General features: G+C 70.8%; 13 protein-coding genes and 1 tRNA gene. 5 read left to right on the top strand and 9 right to left on the bottom strand.

What is annotated here, in order from left to right; translation table 11 throughout:
- The first annotated feature begins 11 nt into the window (after positions 1-11).
- Positions 12-1,676 (top strand): fatty acyl-AMP ligase, encoded by a 1,665-nt coding sequence (locus tag BMY07_RS18205; protein WP_092779752.1) that lies wholly within the window; start codon positions 12-14, stop codon positions 1,674-1,676.
- A 595-nt stretch (positions 1,677-2,271) separates the two neighbouring features.
- On the opposite strand, the gene BMY07_RS18210 is transcribed toward BMY07_RS18205, so the two are convergent.
- From BMY07_RS18210 to BMY07_RS18240, 7 genes are all read right to left on the bottom strand, one after another.
- The gene (locus BMY07_RS18210) at positions 2,272-2,802 is read right to left on the bottom strand and encodes a DivIVA domain-containing protein (RefSeq protein WP_092779754.1); all 531 of its coding nucleotides are present in this window, start codon (positions 2,800-2,802) and stop codon (positions 2,272-2,274) included.
- A gap of 12 nt (positions 2,803-2,814) precedes the next feature.
- Complete coding sequence (gene pth / locus BMY07_RS18215) at positions 2,815-3,393, bottom strand: aminoacyl-tRNA hydrolase (RefSeq protein WP_092779756.1); 579 nt, start codon at positions 3,391-3,393, stop codon at positions 2,815-2,817.
- A gap of 84 nt (positions 3,394-3,477) precedes the next feature.
- Positions 3,478-4,101, bottom strand: a complete 624-nt coding sequence (locus tag BMY07_RS18220; protein ID WP_092779758.1) for a 50S ribosomal protein L25/general stress protein Ctc — start codon at positions 4,099-4,101, stop codon at positions 3,478-3,480.
- A gap of 229 nt (positions 4,102-4,330) precedes the next feature.
- Positions 4,331-5,311 (bottom strand): ribose-phosphate diphosphokinase, encoded by a 981-nt coding sequence (locus tag BMY07_RS18225; RefSeq protein WP_092779760.1) that lies wholly within the window; start codon positions 5,309-5,311, stop codon positions 4,331-4,333.
- On the bottom strand, positions 5,308-6,792 hold the full coding sequence (gene glmU, locus BMY07_RS18230; RefSeq protein WP_092779762.1) for a bifunctional UDP-N-acetylglucosamine diphosphorylase/glucosamine-1-phosphate N-acetyltransferase GlmU: 1,485 nt from the start codon (positions 6,790-6,792) through the stop codon (positions 5,308-5,310). The genes BMY07_RS18225 and glmU overlap by 4 nt, the downstream gene beginning before the upstream one ends.
- A gap of 84 nt (positions 6,793-6,876) precedes the next feature.
- Entirely contained in the window at positions 6,877-8,634 is a 1,758-nt protein-coding gene (locus tag BMY07_RS18235) for a GGDEF domain-containing protein (RefSeq protein ID WP_245782466.1), read from the bottom strand.
- 81 nt (positions 8,635-8,715) lie between these two features.
- Positions 8,716-8,786, bottom strand: a tRNA-Gln gene (locus tag BMY07_RS18240).
- A gap of 318 nt (positions 8,787-9,104) precedes the next feature.
- Here BMY07_RS18240 and BMY07_RS18245 point away from each other — a divergent pair.
- Positions 9,105-10,055: an acyl-CoA desaturase gene (locus tag BMY07_RS18245; protein WP_092779766.1), complete on the top strand. Its 951-nt coding sequence runs from the start codon at positions 9,105-9,107 to the stop codon at positions 10,053-10,055.
- A gap of 98 nt (positions 10,056-10,153) precedes the next feature.
- Positions 10,154-10,780: a TetR/AcrR family transcriptional regulator gene (locus BMY07_RS18250; protein WP_092779768.1), complete on the top strand. Its 627-nt coding sequence runs from the start codon at positions 10,154-10,156 to the stop codon at positions 10,778-10,780.
- Here BMY07_RS18250 and BMY07_RS18255 read toward each other — a convergent pair.
- Complete coding sequence (locus tag BMY07_RS18255; RefSeq protein ID WP_092779770.1) at positions 10,777-11,925, bottom strand: PQQ-dependent sugar dehydrogenase; 1,149 nt, start codon at positions 11,923-11,925, stop codon at positions 10,777-10,779. The genes BMY07_RS18250 and BMY07_RS18255 overlap by 4 nt on opposite strands.
- A gap of 66 nt (positions 11,926-11,991) precedes the next feature.
- Between BMY07_RS18255 and BMY07_RS18260 the strand changes: the two genes are divergently transcribed.
- Positions 11,992-12,756 carry an enoyl-CoA hydratase/isomerase family protein gene (locus BMY07_RS18260; RefSeq protein ID WP_092779772.1) on the top strand — a complete coding sequence of 255 codons (765 nt, stop codon included), beginning with the start codon at positions 11,992-11,994 and terminating at the stop codon, positions 12,754-12,756.
- Here the strand turns inward: BMY07_RS18260 and BMY07_RS18265 are convergent.
- Positions 12,730-13,326, bottom strand: a complete 597-nt coding sequence (locus BMY07_RS18265) for an HD domain-containing protein (RefSeq protein ID WP_092779774.1) — start codon at positions 13,324-13,326, stop codon at positions 12,730-12,732. The two genes, BMY07_RS18260 and BMY07_RS18265, sit on opposite strands and share 27 nt — an antisense overlap.
- 161 nt (positions 13,327-13,487) lie before the next feature.
- On the opposite strand from BMY07_RS18265, the gene mfd reads away from it, so the two are divergent.
- Positions 13,488-17,078 carry a transcription-repair coupling factor gene (gene mfd, locus BMY07_RS18270; RefSeq protein WP_177215627.1) on the top strand — a complete coding sequence of 1,197 codons (3,591 nt, stop codon included), beginning with the start codon at positions 13,488-13,490 and terminating at the stop codon, positions 17,076-17,078.
- The last annotated feature ends 27 nt before the right edge of the window (positions 17,079-17,105 follow it).

Here is a 17,105-nt window from a genome sequence, read left to right on the forward strand (position 1 = left end):
GGCTTGGCGGCATGAGCCGGTTCGTCGACATGCTGCTGGACACCGCGCGCACCAGGGGTGAGCGGAAGGGCATCACCACCGGGGAGCCCAAGGAGCCCGTCCGCCACACCTGGGGGCAGGTGCACGAGCGCGCGCTGCGCATGGCGGGCGCCCTGGCCGCCGGTGGGCTCGGCAGGCACGGCGCGGTGGCGGTGCTGGCCGCCGAGCCGGTCGCCATCGCCCCCGCGGTGCAGGCGGTGTGGCTGGCAGGCGGCAGCGTGACCATGCTGCACCAGCCGACCGCGCGCACCGACCTGGCCGAGTGGGCGCACGACACCGTGCGCGTGCTCAACATGATCGACTCCAAGCTCGTCCTGCTCGGCGCCCCGTTCGACCAGCTGGCCCCGCTGCTCGACGAGCACGGCATCGGCTACCTGCGGCTGGCCGACCTCGACAGCGGCGCCCCGCTCGCCGACGTCGTCGAGGTGGGCGAGGACGCGCCCGCGCTGCTGCAGCTCACCAGCGGCTCGACCGCCGACCCGAAGGCCGTGCGGATCACCCACGGCAACCTGTTCTCCAACCTGACCGCCATGGTCGACACCGCCGAGATCGACACCGAGGCCGACGTCATGGTGTCCTGGCTGCCGCTGTTCCACGACATGGGCATGGTCGGCTTCCTGACCGTCCCGATGACCGCGGGCATCGAACTGGTCAAGGTCACCCCGGTCGAGTTCCTCGGCGGCCCGCTCATCTGGGCCGACCTGATCTCCCGCTACGGCGGCACGATCACCGCCGCGCCCAACTTCGCCTACGCGCTGCTCGGCCGCCGACTGTCCGGAGTGGACGAAGAGGGGCGGTACGACCTGTCGTCGCTGCGGTTGGCGCTCAACGGGGCCGAGCCGATCGACGAGAAGGCGGTGCTGGCGTTCACGGGCGAGGGCGCCCGGTTCGGCCTGCGTGCGGAGTGCGTGTTCCCCGCGTACGGGATGGCCGAGGCGACGCTGGCGGTGTCGTTCGCGCCGCTGTTCACCGGGCTGACCCTCGACCACGTCGACGCGGAGAAGCTGGAGTCCGACAACCTCGCGGTACCGGCCGGTGTGGACTCCGGGCGGGCGTTCGCGGTGCTGGGCAAGCCGTTGCGGGGGATCGAGGCGCAGATCGTGTCGCCGGAGGGCGTGGTGCTCGGCTCCCGCCAGGTCGGCGAGATCCGACTGCGCGGCGAGGCCGTGACGCCGGGGTACCTGACGGTCGACGGTCCTGTCGCGACACAGGACGCCGAGGGATGGCTTGCCACCGGGGACATCGGGTACCTGGTGGACGGCCAGATCGTCATCTGCGGGCGCCGCAAGGACGTGATCATCCTCGGCGGGCGCAACATCTACCCGACCGACATCGAGCGCGCCGCGTCCACTGTGGAGGGTGTGCGGGCCGGGAACGCGGTCGCCGTGCGGATCGACGCGGGCTCCCGGCGGGAGCGGTTCGCGGTGGTCGTCGAATCCCGCCTGGCCGAGGACGACACCGCCGTGAAGGGCCTGCGCAAGGACGTCGCGGCCCGGGTGTTCGAGGCCGTGAACGCCCGCCCGGTCGCGGTGGTGGTCCTCAAGCCGGGCTCCCTGCCGAAGACCCCCTCCGGCAAACTCCGCCGCGCCGCCGCCGGCGAACAGGTCCTGGCGACGATCAAGGCCTCCGAGGGCTGATCTGTCCACTGTGGACGCTAGTTGTGCTGTGCCGCCCCGTTCACCCTGGCCCTGAGCGACTTGGGTCAGCGGGGCGGCTCGTTTGGGTGCTCGACGCTCTGACCTGCGGTTTCTTGCGCTACCGGGTGGCGACATTCACCCGGTTCAGCGACAGAAGTTATCCACATGTGGATCTTCGGCGCCCTGTTTCAAGATCGTCTGTCGGGGGGTGCCGGTAGGCTGGGACCTGGGACGCCCCCCGGAGAGGGTGGGGGCTGGGGCCGGACTGGCGTGCGCGCGCGAGGCCGTCGGGTGGGGCCATTGGGTGGGGCCGTTTCGGGCTGGTGTTGGGCGGACGCTGGCTGGGCTATGGGGCTGTGGGGGCGTAGATGAGTCGCTTGGAGTGGGGCGATTCGGGCTAATGCTTAGGCGCTGGCTGGGCTGTGGGCGGTGGGGTGTGATGGGGTCGCTTGGGTGGGCGGCTCTCGGTAGGGGCGTTGGTGGGGCCGCTTGGGCGGGCATTGCGGCGGACCCCGGCGCCGTGTCGGAGCGCGGGGGCGGGGAGGTCTGTTGAGCGGGGGGGCTCCAGGTCTGACCCGAGGCCTCGCACGGGGGGCTAGCGGCGGCGGAGTTCGGTGAGCCAGGCGGCTTTGATGGCGTCTACGGCGGCGGGGTGGTAGCCCTGGCCGGGGTAGGCGGAGAGGCCTAGGCGGAGGTTTTCGACCTGGTCGGCGCTGGGGCCCGCGCCGTGTTCGTTGGCGGCTCGGTCGAGGAGGTGGGCCAGGCGTTCGACGTCGGTGGGGTGGTAGCCGCGGGTGCCGGGGGGTGCGGGTGGGAGCGGGAGGTACGGGGCCTCGGAGTTGGCCGGGATGACCTTGAGGGCGTCCTCGGCAGCGCGGGACTCCAGTTCGACGGCGACCGAGTCCAGGAACTCGTCCACCTGGTCCTCGTTGTAGCCGCGCTTGACCAGCGGGGCGGCGTCGAACTCGGCCTCGCGGACCTCGGCGACGGTCAGCTTGCCCCGGCCCTCCAGGGCCGCCTCCACCTTGTCCAGGAACGCGTCGACCTGGTCCTCGTGGTAGCCGCGTTTGCCGAAGGGGGCCTTGTCGAAGGTCACCGCGCGCACGGCGTCGGGGGTGAGGGACAACGGGGGCCTCCTTCAGTTCGCGTGGTAGGTGTTCTGCGCGGCCTCGATGCCCTGCGAGACCAGCGTGGCCACCGCGTCGGCGCAGGTGTCCACCTCGAACGCCAACTCCTTGCGCTCGGTGGCCGAGAAGTCCCGCAGCACGAAGTCGGCCGGGTCCATCCGGCCGGGTGGGCGGCCGATGCCGAAGCGGACCCGATAGTAGTCCTTGCTGCCCAGCGACTTGGTGATCGACCGCAGTCCGTTGTGGCCGTTCTCGCCGCCGCCCAGTTTCAACCGGATGGTGCCGAACGGCAGGTCGAGCTCGTCGTGCACCACCGCGAGCCGGTCGGCGCCCGCCTTGAAGAACCGGGTGGCGCCCGCGACCGGACCACCGGCCAGGTTCATGAACGAGCGCGGCTTCACCAGCACCACCCGCTGCTCGGCCAGCCTGCCCTCCACCACCTCGGCGCCCGCCTTGTGCGCCTTGAACCGGCCGCCGAGCCGGTCGGCGAGTTCGTCGACGACCAGGAACCCGATGTTGTGCCGGTTGCCCTCGTACCTCGGCCCGGGGTTGCCCAGGCCGACCACCACCCAGGGCGCCTCGTCAGCCATGTCGTCCCTCCCGCGCGGGTCTGCCAACAGCACGGTGCCCCGGACCCTGAACCAGGGACCGGGGCACCGCAGGAGCGTAGGGGATCAGTTGTCGGAGGAGTCCGACTTCGGCTCCTCGACCACGCCTGCGCCCTCGGTGTCCAGCTCGGCCTCGAGCTGGGCGGCGGTCGGCGCCGGGTTGACCGCGAGGACCAGCGCCTCCGGGTCGGTCACCAGCACGGCGCCCTTGGGCAGCTCGACCTGGGACGCGGTGATCTGGGTGCTCGCCGCCACGCCCTGGATGCTGAGCTCGACCTGCTCGGGGATGTGCAGCGCCTCGACCTCGATCAGCAGCGAGGTGAGGTCCTGGGTGACCAGGGTGCCGGGCACCGCGTCGCCGGTGACGACGATCGGGATCTCGACGGTGACCTTCTCGCCGCGCTGGACCAGCAGCAGGTCGACGTGCTCGATGTAGTTCTTCAGCGGGTGCGTGGTGACCGTCTTGGTCAGCGCCAGCTCGGTGGCCGAGCCGATGTTGAGGGTCAGCACCGCGTTCTGGCCGTGCTCGCGCACGACGCGGGCGAACTCCAGGCCGGGCAGGGCCAGGTGCTTGGGGTCGGAACCGTGTCCGTAGAGCACGGCGGGGATCTTGCCCGCGCGGCGGGTGCGGCGCGCGGCGCCCTTGCCGAACTCGGTGCGCTGTTCGGCGGCCAGACGTACCTCGGACACGGTGGTGCTCTCCTTGCGATCAGCAGTGCGGCGGGGGCGCGACTTCACAGTCGGGGCGGGTGGCCTGCGGCAAGGGGCACGGGAGGCAGTGAGACGCCACGGTTCGAAGAACCGAACCGCCACGTCGATCACGCCAGGCGCGATGCCCGCCTCGCCGAGGCAACTCGAATAGTTTACGCACGCGTCACCGGTGGGGCGCACCCGGGGGTCGCCCCACCGTGCGGTGCGCTCAGGCGTCGCCGTCGAACAGCGAGGTGACCGACCCGTCCTCGAACACCTGCTGGATGGCCCTGGCCAGCAGCGGGGCGATCGACAGGACGGTCATGCCGGGGTAGCGCTTGTCGTCGGGGATGGGCAGCGTGTTGGTGAAGATGACCTCCCGCGCGCCGCTGCCCTGCAGCCGCTCGCGGGCCGGGCCGGAGAGCACGCCGTGGGTGGCGGCCATGACCACGTCGGAGGCGCCCTCGTCGAGCAGCTGGCGGACCGCCTTGGCGATCGTGCCGCCGGTGTCGACCATGTCGTCGATGACGACGCACAGCTTGTCCTCGACCTCGCCGACCACCCGGTTGGCGACGACCTCGTTCGGCCGCAGCGGGTCGCGGGTCTTGTGGATGAACGCGATCGGCACGCCGCCGAGGTCGTCGGCCCACTTCTCGGCCAGCTTGGTGCGGCCCGCGTCCGGGGAGACCACCACGATGTTGTCGGTGGGGTAGTTGTCCTTGATGTAGCGGGCCAGCGTGTTCTGCGCGAACAGGTGGTCGACCGGGCCGTCGAAGAAGCCCTGGATCTGCGCGGTGTGCAGGTCGACGGTCATGATCCGGTCGGCGCCCGCGACCTTGAACAGGTCGGCGATCAGGCGCGCGGAGATCGGCTCGCGGCCCTTGTGCTTCTTGTCCTGCCGCGCGTACGGGTAGAACGGCATGATCACGGTGATCCGCTTGGCGCTGGCCCGCTTGAGCGCGTCGACCATGAGCAGCTGCTCCATGATCCACTGGTTGATCGGCGCGGTGGCGCTCTGCATCACGAACGCGTCACAGCCGCGGACCGACTCCTCGAACCGGACGAAGATCTCGCCGTTGGCGAAGTCGTAGGCCGACTGCGGGGTGATGCTGACGTTGAGGTGCTTGGCCACCTCCTCCGCCAGCTCCGGGTGCGCCCGGCCGGAGAACAACATCAGGTTCTTCTTGGGGGTACCGACCTTGAAGCTCATCCGTTGTCCTCGCTGGTTCCGTCGGCGGGGAGTGCCCGTTGCGCCGCGTCCGCGGCTGCCGTGCCCGGGCGGCGGCGCACCACCCAGTTCTCGATGTTGCGCTGGGGGGTCCCCGAGACCGCGAGCGCGCCGGGCGGCACGTCGCGGCGCAGGACCGTCCCGGCGCCGCTGTAGGCCCCGTCACCGATGGTGACGGGTGCTACGTACATGTTGTCCGACCCCATGCGCACGTGGGAGCCGACAACTGTGTGGTGCTTGTTCACCCCGTCGTAGTTGACGAACACGCTAGCCGCACCGATGTTGCTGTGGTCACCGATCGTGGCGTCACCCACATAGCTGAGGTGCGGGACCTTCGACCCCACCCCGATGTCGGCGTTCTTGGTCTCCACGAAGGTGCCGATCTTGCCCTTGGCGCCGAGCTTGGTGCCCGGCCGCAGGTAGGCGAACGGTCCGACGCTCGCGCCGTCGCCGATCAGGGCCGACGTGCCGTGCGTGCGCACCACCTGCGCACCGTCGCCGACGACCACGTCGGTCAGCGTCGTGTCCGGCCCGACCAGGGCGCCCTCGCCGACCGTGGTGGCGCCGCGCAGCTGCGTGTTCGGCTCGATCCGCGCGTCGCGACCCAGCGTGACGCCCAGCTCGATCCAGGTGGTGGCCGGGTCGATCACGGTCACGCCCGCCCGCATCCACGACTCGACGGTGCGCCGGTTCAGCTCCGCGCCCAGCTTGGCCAGCTGCACCCGGTCGTTGACCCCCTCGACCAGCCACGGGTCCGCGCACACCAGCGCGCCCACCCGGCGGCCGTCGGCGCGGGCGGTGCCCAGCACGTCGGTCAGGTACAGCTCGCCCTGGGAGTTGTCGGTCTTGAGCCGGGCCAGCCCGTCGACCAGGACGGCGGCGTCGAAGGCGTAGACCCCGGAGTTGACCTCGTCGATGGCGTGCTGGGCCTCGGTGGCGTCCTTGTGCTCGACGATCCGCTCGACGGTGCCGTCGTCGGCCCGCACGATCCGGCCGTACCCGGTGGGGTCCGGCACCCGCGCGGTCAGCACGGTCACCGCGTTGCCCTGCTCGGCGTGCTCGGCCAGCAGCGCGGTCAGCGTCGCGGTGTCCAGCAGCGGCACGTCGCCGTAGGTCACCACGACGGTGCCGGTGACCGGTCCGAGCGGCGCCAGCCCGCAGGCGACCGCGTGCCCGGTGCCGTCCTGCGTCTCCTGCACCGCGGTGGTCACCTCCCGGCCGAGCGCGTCGGCGACCCCGCTCAGGTGCGCGCCGACGGCGGTCCTGCCGTGCCCGAGCACCACGACCAGGTGGTCCGGTTCCAGGCCCGCGGCCGCCCGCACGGCGTGCTCGACCAGCGGCCTGCCCGCGACCGGGTGCAGCACCTTCGGGGTGGCCGACCGCATCCGGGTGCCTTCCCCCGCGGCCAGGATGACGGAGGTGACCTGACCCAGACGTGCACGATCGGGGGAGGGTGTAGACATCGCGCTCCCTAGCATTGGCGAAACGAGGCGGAAGGGTCCGCCGTCGGCGGGGTAGCGCGCGCGACGGGCGACCGGTGCCAAATCCTACGTGGTCTCCGGGAGGACCCACGCCGGGTCCAGCCGCTCGCCGTCGACGCGGTCGGTGTCCGGCTTCCCGTCCTCAGCCGTGCCGTCGCCCTCGCCCGCGTGGATGGCGACGATGTCGTTGCCGCCGCCCCGCTTGGCCTGGTACATCGCGGCGTCGGCCCGGGCGAGCGCGCGCACGGCGGTCTCCTGTGGACGCAAGGACACCACGCCGATGGACAGCGTAACCCCGTGCGACAGGTCCGGAGGTAGACCGGCAACTGCCGTCAACGCTCTACGCAAAGCGGCCTCGGCTGCGGTAAGAGGCGCGCCCGGCAGCAATACGATGAATTCGTCGCCGCCGTAACGGGCCACCATGTCGCTGCCGCGCAAGGCATCGCGCAGTGTGCTCGCGACGACACGCAACACGTCGTCGCCCTCCGCGTGGGACATGCGGTCGTTGACGCCCTTGAAGCCGTCGAGGTCCACCAGCGCCACCGCCAGCGGGTGGTTCGCCGGTGAGCCCGCGAGGGTCTCCAGCCGTTCGTCCAACGCGCGCCGGTTGGGCAACCCGGTCAACGGGTCCTGTAGGGCCTGTCTGGCGATCGCGCCGTGCATGCGCGACAACCGCTCGTGTTCGCGCCGCGTGTTCAGGGTCGCGATCCGCGACTCGCGCATGTCCCAGAGCTGGGCTTCCAACTCGGTCGCGTAGTGCTCCAGCGCGCCCGTAGTGCGTTCGCCACCCTCTGGGCCGGAAAGCCGCGCGTACTCGCGGATCAGGCACAGGCGCAGGGTCGGTTCGGCCGCCTCGTGGTACATCCGCGACCGCGCCTCGCCGAGCACGTCCACCGACTCGTCTTCTCGGCCCTCGTGCTCCAGGCAGCGCGCGAGCGCGACCGCGACGATGACCAGTTCGCGCGGGTACCGCATGGACGCCGACAGCCGCTGCAACCGGTTGATGTGCGCGCCGGAGGGCTGGGCCAGCGCGAGCGCCGCGCCGATGATCGGGTTCTGGTCCGCGGCCGAGAGGTTCGGGTCGCGCGGGAACAGCGACTCGCGGAACGGGGCCTCCACCGCGACCGCGATCGCCGCCGCGGTGGCGAAGCGCTCCGCGGCCCGCTCGTCCTCGCCGATGCGCTCCAGCCGCAGCCCCCAGCCGACCAGCAGCCGGGCCCGGTTGATCAGGTGCACGGAGATCAGGTGCGGCCCGGCGCTGGCCCGGATGCACTTGTTGGCCCTGGCCATCACCTGGTCGGCGACCTCGTAGACGCCGAGCTGGGTGAGCACGGTGCCGATGTCCATCAGCGTGGCCGCCATGATCATGTCCCAGTTGCGGCCGCCGAGCAGCACGTCCGGGGTCATGTCCTCGTCGAGCATGGCCAGCGCGACCGCGGCCTCGGTCAGCGCGGCGTCCTCGGCACCGGCCAGCAGCAACCTGCGGCCGCGCAGCGCGTGCGCGTCGGCCTGCAGCACCACCAGGCCGTGCCTGCGGGTGTGCGCGAGCAGTTCGTCGAGCAGCGGCTCCGCGGTGTCGGCGAGCTCGTTGTTGACCACCCGCACCGCGACCGCCGAGCGCAGCAGCTGGGCGACCATCCTGGGCTCGCCGCGGTGCTGGGCCTCGGCGAGCAGCCGGTCGACCTCGTCGGTGTGCCGGATCCGCTCGGCGACCGGGCTCACCTGGATGACCGCGAGCAGCTCCCGGGCGCGCCCGACCAACCAGGCGTCGGAGCGCTCCTCCAACGCGGGCAGATCGCCAGGGTCCCGCTGCTCGTCGTCCACGTGCGGCGCGGCACCCCCTCGTACGCGTCTGCTGGTGCTGAGTCGGGGCTGGTGCGGTGTCTGTGACTCAGATGAGGCTTGCTCCGCCGCCAGGATTCGAACCTGAACCATTGGAACCAAAATCCAAGGTGCTGCCTTTACACCACGGCGGATCGCGAGCGGTGTTCGCTCACAGTGGGGAACATCGTGGCACGAGGGTACCCACCGGGGCAGCCCTACCCGGGCGATTGGCCCCCTCTCGCGTCCGTTCGGGTGTTAGCGGTGTCACAAGATCCGCGGCGGTGTCACCGAACGCGGCGGTATGGGTGCGCACCGTCGTTCACCTGGTCAGCGCCGTCGCCGAGCTCTCGGCACAGTGGTGGGGTGGCGCGCACCTCGGGCACTGGCGCGGTCGGTGGATCGTTCCTTACGCTGTCGTAGGTTACGGCGCCGTAGGTGAGCCTGGCCCTGGTTCGAGAGAGGGACATCCCATGACGAGCACGCTCGACGACGCGACGACGGATCAGTCGCCCAAGGGGCGCAAACCGATGTTCGAGGGACAGCGCACGCTGACCTCGCGCATCGCGGTCTACATCTTCATCCTGGGCCCGTTCGCCGCGCTGGTCGCCGCCGTCCCGCTCGCCTGGGGCTGGGGTCTGAGCTGGGTCGACATCGCGCTGTCGGTGTTCTTCTTCTACTTCTCCGGCCTCGGCGTGACCGTCGGGTACCACCGGCTGTTCACGCACGGCTCGTTCAAGGCCAAGCGGCCGCTCAAGATCCTGCTCGCGGTGATGGGCAGCATGGCCGTGCAGAGCCCGCCGACCACCTGGGTCGCCGACCACCGCCGCCACCACGCGTTCTCCGACCGCGAGGGCGACCCGCACTCGCCGTGGCTGTTCGGCACCTCGCCCGCCGCGCTGGCCCGGGGCTTCTGGCACGCGCACATGGGCTGGATCTTCGACAACGACGTCACCAACAAGGAGCGGTTCGCCCCGGACCTGATGGCGGACAAGGACATCATCCGCGTCAGCAAGCTGTTCCCGTGGTTGACCGTGGCCACCTTCGTGCTGCCTGCCGTCCTCGGTGGACTGATCAGCTGGTCGTGGTGGGGCGCGCTGACCGCGTTCTTCTGGGCGGGCCTGGTGCGCGTCGCGATCCTGCACCACGTGACCTGGTCGACCAACTCGATCTGCCACATGATCGGCGAGCGGCCGTTCGCCAGCCGGGACAAGGCGGCCAACTTCTGGCCGCTGGCCATCCTCAGCTTCGGCGAGTCGTGGCACAACCTGCACCACGCCGACCCCACCTGCGCCCGCCACGGCGTGCAGCGCGGCCAGATCGACACCTCGGCCCGGCTGATCTGGATCTTCGAGAAGTTCGGCTGGGTCAGCGACGTCCGCTGGCCGACCGAGGCCCGACTGGCCAAGCTCAGCGTCAAGTGAGCCCGCGCGGGCGGTGCCGGTCCTGCGAGCCCGCACCGCCCGCCCCCACCGCCTAGGCTGTCCCGGTGCCGAGAAAGATCGAGACCCCCCGCGTCCGCATGACCGGCAAGGAGCGCAGGCAGCAGCTGCTCGACGTCGCCAGGTCGCTGTTCGCGGAGAAGGGCTTCGACGGCACCTCGGTCGAGGAGATCGCCCACCGCGCGAGCGTCAGCAAACCCGTTGTGTACGAGCACTTCGGCGGCAAGGAGGGCATCTACGCCGTCGTCGTCGACCGCGAGATGGAAACCCTGCTGGAGGGCATGACCACCGCGCTGTCGGAAGAGGAGCACCCGCGCGTCCTGCTCGAACGCGCCGCGCTGTCCCTGTTGGACTACGTCGAGAGCAGCACCGACGGCTTCCGCATCCTGGTCCGCGACTCGCCGGTCGCCACCACGACCGGCACCTTCTCCAGCCTGCTCAACGACATCGCCAGCCAGGTCGAGCACATCCTCGGCGTCCAGTTCCACCGCCGCGGCTACGAACCCAAGCTCGCCGCCCTCTACGCCCAGGCCCTCGTCGGCATGGTCGCGCTCACCGGCCAGTGGTGGCTGGAGGCCCGCAAGCCCAAGAAGGCCGACGTGGCCGCCCACCTGGTCAACCTCGCCTGGAACGGCCTGTCCAACCTGGACGGCAAACCCCGCCTGAGCGAACAGCCCTGGTCCGGCACCGCTCGCGGCTCCGGCTAGTTCGCCGGGGTCACCTTCAGGAGCTTGTCGTCGGTGCCGTTCGACGTGGTGATGTAGAGGGAGCCGTCCGGCGAGGTCCTGGCGGCGCGGAGGCGGCCGTGGCCCTGGAGTTCGCTGGGGATGGTGGTCGAGGTGACGTCGCCGCCGGGGTTGAGTGTGAGGAAGAGGGCCTTGGCGCCCTTGAGAGCGGTGATGACGAGGGTGCCGTCGAGGGAGCCCCACTGGGCGCCGGTGAGGAACGCGGCGGCGCAGATGGCCTCGGTTGTGCTGCCGGACTGCCACTTGGCCGGGACGGCGTCGGGGAAGCGGGTCAGGTCGGTCATGGGGACGCTCTCGTCGTATCCAGGCACGGTGCCGCCCTGCGACGGGTCCCAGCCGTAGTTGGCGCCTGGCTTCAAGAGGTTCACTTCGTCGTTCTTGTCCGGGCCGTGTTCGGCGACGAAGACCTGACCGCCTGGCCGTACCGCCACGCCTTGCACGTTGCGGTGCCCGTAGGTGTAGACCGGGGAGCCCGCGGTGGGGTTATCCGGCAGCGGTTGCCCTGTCTTGAGGTCGATGCGCAAGACCTTGCCGCCCAGTGAGCGGGGATCCTGAGACGCGTCGCCGCGGGCCGTGTCGCCGGTACCGACCAGCAGGGCACCATCGGATGCGATGGTGGGCCGACAACCCGAGTGACGCCCGCTAGCGGCTAGAGGCAGCCCGGTGAGCAGTTCGCGGACCCGCGTGGCCATCAACTCGTCTTGGGTCAGCCGCCACGTCACCAGGCGGATGTCTACGGGCTCGCCGTTCTCCGTGTGCGTCTGGCAGGTGGTGAACTCGCGGCTCGTCGCGAAGTCGGGGTGCACGACCAGCCCCATCAGGCCGCCCTCGCCGCGCACCTGCACCGTCTCCGTGGCCGCCTTGAGCCGGGTCACGGTGCCGCCGCCCGAGATGAGCGCGAACTCGCCGTTGCGCTGGGTCACGAGGATCTTGCCGTCGGGCAGGAACCCGATGTCCCAGCCGTGGCTCAGGCCGGTCGCGACCGTCTCCACCTTTAACCCCGGCGCGCCCGCGGGAGCCGGTCCAGCGGGCACGGAGGCCCCACTCGAACCGCACGCACTGAGCACCAACACGGCAGACAGGCCAACCAGGGGAGTACGGCGCATATGGGCAGAATGCCCCATCTAGCCAAACACTAACTACAAGAACTTTCCCACGGTTACCGTGACCGCGTGAGCGAGCACCTCATCCTGACCAGCGACGGCCCGGTCGCCACCCTCGTCATCGACCGGGCCGCGAAGAAGAACGCGATCAGCTACCGGATGTGGGCCGCCATCCCCGGTATCGCCGCCAAGGTCCGCGCCGACGACGACGTGCGGGTCCTGGTCATCACCGGCAGCGCGGACCTGTTCTCCGCGGGCGCCGACATCAGCGAGTTCACCACCCTGCGCAAGGATCCCGCCGGGGCGCGCCGCTACGCCGACGCGATCGAGGCCGCCACCAAGGCGCTGACCAGCCTCACCAAGCCCACCATCGCCGCCATCAACGGCTTCTGCATCGGCGGCGGCTGCGAACTCGCTCTTGCGTGCGACCTGCGGATCGCGGCTACCGACGCCCGGTTCGGGGTGACGCCGTCGAAGCTGGGCATCGTGTTCAACCTGCCGTCGACCAAGCAGCTCGTTGACGCTGTCGGGCCTGCCTGGGCCAAGCAGATCCTCTTCACCGGCGACATCATCGACGCCGATACCGCTCTGCGGATCGGGTTGGTCAACGAGCTGCACGCCGAGCCCGCCAAGCGCGCGGTGGAACTGGCCGCCACCATGGCGTCGCGGTCCCAGGTGACGATCCGCGGTGCCAAGGACATCGTCAGGCGCATCGTCGACGGGCGCTACGAGGAAGACGAGGAAGTGCACTTCATGTACTCCGCGTCGGTGAACAGCCCCGACTACGCAGAGGGTGTTGCCGCGTTCCTAGAGAAGAGAGCTCCGCGCTTCTAGCTCCAAGCGCAGGTTCTCCCGAGCAACGGCCTCCCACCGCTCGCGAGCCAGGGGAGTCCGGTAGAGGTTGGGCAGGGCCAACAGGTTCCGAAGCACGGCAGCCCTACCGACGCGGAAAGCGTCCTCTGGAACGTGGCGGTACTCCTCCCGGACTGCCGCCACGTAAGCGTCATACCCATCCGACGCCAAGATGGCCAGGTCCGCGTCGCACAGCACCTCACCGTTGCGGTCACCGGGCGACGTCCGGTGCCCCGCCGTAAGACGAACCAGGCGCCCCACTTCGGCTACCGCAGCCGCGTCAAGACCCGCCGCGGGTAGCTCTGCCTCGGCCAGGAGCGCGCTTTGCTCCTCGTCGTCCGGCCTGCCCCGGTAGACGGCGTCGTGGTACCACGCGGCCAATCGCACCAGGTCAGGGTCGTCGGCGTGCTCCGCCAACAGGTCCACACCGGACAACACCGCATCCAGGTGCGCCAGGTCGTGGTACCGCCGGTGCGGCTCCGACCACCGGTCCAGCAACGACCGCCCCAACGACTCGTCGAGCCCGAGCGAGACCCACCGCGCAAGCGCCATACCGGCACGCTAGCCGCCCGGATACGACGCGACGGCTGTCGGTGCCAAGCCGTAGTGTGGGTGGTGGACCCCGGCTGGGCGCGCCTTGCGGAAGGACGGCCCCGGGCCGGGCGACCCCGCACGCCCGTGGACGCCCCAAGACGCCCAACCACACCCTCGCCATGAAGGACACCCCGCTCGTGTCGAAGCTGCACGGCCTGCTGACCACCCTGCTCGCCGACCCCGCCGCCGTCGCCATCAGCGACGCGGCCGGTGCCCCCACCAAGGTCCTGTCCGGCCCGGTCGCCGCCAGGCCGCTGGTGGTGGCCGCGCTCGCCGCCAGGGCGCCGGTGCTGGCGATCACCGCGACCGGCCGCGAGTCCGACGACCTGGTCGCCGTGCTCGGTGACCTGCTCGGCCGGGACGCGGTGGCGGACTTCCCCAGCTGGGAGACCCTGCCGCACGAGCGCCTCTCGCCGCGCGCCGACACGGTGGGTGCCCGGCTGGCGGTGCTGCGCAGGCTCGCTCACCCCGAGGAGCACGCGGCCGGTCAGCTCAAGGTCGTGGTCGCCACGGTCCGCAGCCTGATCCAGCCGATGGCCCCCGGGCTGGGTGAACTGGCGCCGGTGCACCTGCGGACCGGCGTCGAGCAGGACTTCGACGCGGTGCTCGGCAGGCTCGCCGACCTGGCCTACGCCAGGGTCGACATGGTCGAGAAGCGCGGCGAGTTCGCGGTGCGCGGCGGCATCGTCGACCTGTTCCCGCCGACCGCGGTGCACCCGGTCCGGGTCGAGTTCTGGGGCGACGAGGTCAGCGAGATCCGCCCGTTCGCCGTCGCCGACCAGCGGTCGCTGCCCGGCGAGGTCGCCGAGGTCACCGCGCCGCCGTGCCGGGAGCTGCTGCTCACCGAGGCCGTGCGGGCGCGCGCGGCCGCGCTGGCCGAGGCGCACCAGGCCGACGCGCACCTGCACGAGATGCTGGTCAAGCTCGCCGAGGGCATCCCGTCGGAGGGCATGGAGGCGCTGATCCCAGCGCTGGTCGCGGGCCAGATGCAGCTGCTCACCGATGTCGTCCCCGCGGGCACGCACGTCCTGCTCAACGACCCGGAGAAGATCCGCACCCGTGCGCACGACCTCGTCCGCACGGGCCAAGAGTTCCTAGAGGCTTCCTGGATGGCCGCGGCCGGTGGCGGTAAGGCCCCGATCGACCTGGGCGCCTCCGCTTACCGCGATCTCGGTGAGGTCGCCGCGCACGCCAGGGACAGCGACCACCCGTGGTGGACCCTCTCGCAGCTGACCACCCCCGACGAGGACTCGATCACCCTCGACGTGCGCCCGGTCGAGGGCTACCGCGGTGAGATCGAACGAGCCTTTGCCGACCTGCGCGCACATACGGCTACCGGTGGCGTGGCGGTGTTGGTCGTACCTGGCGCCGGTACAGCCAAGCGCGCGGTCGAGCAGTTGGCCGACGCCGACGTGTCGGCCGTGTTCGCCGAGGAAGGCCTGTCGGAGCCCCCGCGCGCCGGACTGGTCACCGTTGTGTGCGGTGCCATCGAAGACGGGCTTATCGCGCCCGGTTCGAACCTGGTCCTGCTCACCGAAGCGGACCTGACCGGCGGACGGCATGGCACGTCCACAAAGGACATGTCGGCCAAGATGCCGTCGCGGCGCCGCAACGCGGTGGACCCGCTGGCGCTCAAGCCGGGCGACTACGTCGTGCACGAACAGCACGGCATCGGCCGGTACGTGGAGATGGTGCAGCGCACCGTCGCAGGCGCCACCCGCGAATACCTCGTGCTGGAGTACGGCAGCTCCAAGCGCGGCCAGCCGGGCGACCGGCTCTTCGTGCCGACCGACCAGCTCGACGAGATCTCCCGCTACGTCGGCGGCGAACTGCCCACGCTCAACAAGCTCGGCGGCTCCGACTGGAAGAACACCAAGGCCAAGGCCAAGAAGGCGGTCAAGCAGATCGCCGCGGAGCTGGTGCAGCTCTACGCCGCCCGCCAGGCAGCGCCAGGGCACGCGTTCGGCCCGGACACCCCGTGGCAGCGGGAACTGGAGGACGCGTTCCCGTTCACCGAGACCATCGACCAGCTCGCCGCCATCGACGAGGTCAAGGCCGACATGATGCGCGGCGTCCCGATGGACCGGGTCATCTGCGGCGACGTCGGCTACGGCAAGACCGAGATCGCGGTGCGCGCGGCGTTCAAGGCGGTGCAGGACGGCAAGCAGGTCGCGGTCCTGGTGCCGACGACGCTGCTCGCCCAGCAGCACCTCAACACCTTCGCGGGCCGCATGCACTCCTTCCCGGTCACGGTCCGCGGCCTTTCCCGGTTCACAGACCCGCAGGAGTCAGAGCGCACTGTCGAAGGTCTCGCTGACGGCTCCGTCGACATCGTCATCGGCACGCACCGGTTGCTGCAGACCGGCCTGCGGTACAAGGACCTCGGGCTGGTGATCGTCGACGAGGAGCAGCGCTTCGGCGTCGAGCACAAGGAGCACATCAAGTCCCTGCGCACCCACGTCGACGTGCTGACCATGTCGGCGACGCCGATCCCGCGCACCCTGGAGATGTCGCTGGCGGGCATCCGCGAGATGTCGACCATCCTCACCCCGCCGGAGGACCGGCACCCGATCCTCACCTACGTCGGCGGCTACGACGACAAGCAGGTCGCCGCCGCCATCCGCCGCGAACTGCTGCGCGACGGCCAGGTGTTCTTCGTGCACAACCGGGTGTCCTCGATCGAGAAGGCCGCCCGCGCCCTGCGCGAGCTGGTCCCCGAGGCCAGGGTGGTCACCGCGCACGGCCAGATGAACGAGGACCGGCTGGAGAAGATCATCCAGGGGTTCTGGGAACGCGAGCACGACGTGCTGGTGTGCACCACGATCGTGGAGACCGGCCTGGACATCTCCAACGCCAACACCCTGATCGTCGAGCGCGGCGACATGCTCGGCCTGGCCCAGCTGCACCAGCTGCGCGGCCGGGTCGGCCGCGGCAGGGAACGCGGCTACGCCTACTTCCTGTACCCGCCGGAGTCGCCGCTCACCGAGCACGCGCACGACCGGCTCGCCACCATCGCGCAGAACACCGAGCTCGGCGCGGGCATGGCGGTGGCCATGAAGGACCTGGAGATCCGCGGCGCAGGCAACATCCTCGGCGCCGAGCAGTCCGGCCACATCGCGGGCGTCGGGTTCGACCTGTACGTCCGCCTGGTCGGCGAGGCGGTCGAGGCGTTCCGCAAGCACGCGGGCGCCCCGGGTGCCGAGGACGAGGAGGAGCTGGCCGAGGTGCGGGTCGACCTCCCGGTCGACGCCCACATCCCGCACGACTACGTCCCCGGCGAGCGCCTGCGCCTGGAGGCCTACCGCAAACTGGCGGCCGCCCCGGACGAGGCCGCCCTCGACTCGGTCCGCGAGGAACTCGTCGACCGCTACGGCGAGCCTCCGGCCCCGGTGGTGAACCTGCTGGCGGTGGCCAGGTTCCGCCAGCAGTGCCGAGCACACGGGGTGACCGAGGCCATCGCCCAGGGCAACTCCATCCGCTTCGCCCCGCTGCCCCTGCGCGACTCCCAACTGGTCCGCCTCAAGCGCCTGCACCCCAAGGCGACCCACAAGGCGGTCACCAACACCATCACCATCCCCCGCCCCACCGAAGGCGCCGCGGGCGGCCGCATCGGCGCCCCCGTCCTGCGTGACCGCGACCTCCTGGACTGGTGCGTCAAGTTCCTTGCCTCCCTTGAGGTCGCGCCCGCGGGGGTGGGCGTCGGGTCGTGAGGGGGACGGTGTCGGACGGGGGGACGG

The organism is Actinokineospora terrae (assembly GCF_900111175.1).
In the GTDB taxonomy this organism is placed as follows: Bacteria; Actinomycetota; Actinomycetes; order Mycobacteriales; family Pseudonocardiaceae; genus Actinokineospora; species Actinokineospora terrae.

Excerpts from the sequence above, each read along its gene's own strand:
- mfd (WP_177215627.1), top strand. The coding sequence starts at position 13,488 with ATGAAGGACACCCCGCTCGTGTCGAAGCTGCACGGCCTGCTGACCACC.
- BMY07_RS18245 (WP_092779766.1), top strand. The coding sequence starts at position 9,105 with ATGACGAGCACGCTCGACGACGCGACGACGGATCAGTCGCCCAAGGGG.
- BMY07_RS18255 (WP_092779770.1), bottom strand. The coding sequence starts at position 11,925 with ATGCGCCGTACTCCCCTGGTTGGCCTGTCTGCCGTGTTGGTGCTCAGT.
- BMY07_RS18250 (WP_092779768.1), top strand. The coding sequence starts at position 10,154 with ATGACCGGCAAGGAGCGCAGGCAGCAGCTGCTCGACGTCGCCAGGTCG.
- BMY07_RS18205 (WP_092779752.1), top strand. The coding sequence starts at position 12 with ATGAGCCGGTTCGTCGACATGCTGCTGGACACCGCGCGCACCAGGGGT.
- BMY07_RS18225 (WP_092779760.1), bottom strand. The coding sequence starts at position 5,311 with ATGAGCTTCAAGGTCGGTACCCCCAAGAAGAACCTGATGTTGTTCTCC.
- pth (WP_092779756.1), bottom strand. The coding sequence starts at position 3,393 with ATGGCTGACGAGGCGCCCTGGGTGGTGGTCGGCCTGGGCAACCCCGGG.
- glmU (WP_092779762.1), bottom strand. The coding sequence starts at position 6,792 with ATGTCTACACCCTCCCCCGATCGTGCACGTCTGGGTCAGGTCACCTCC.
- BMY07_RS18265 (WP_092779774.1), bottom strand. The coding sequence starts at position 13,326 with ATGGCGCTTGCGCGGTGGGTCTCGCTCGGGCTCGACGAGTCGTTGGGG.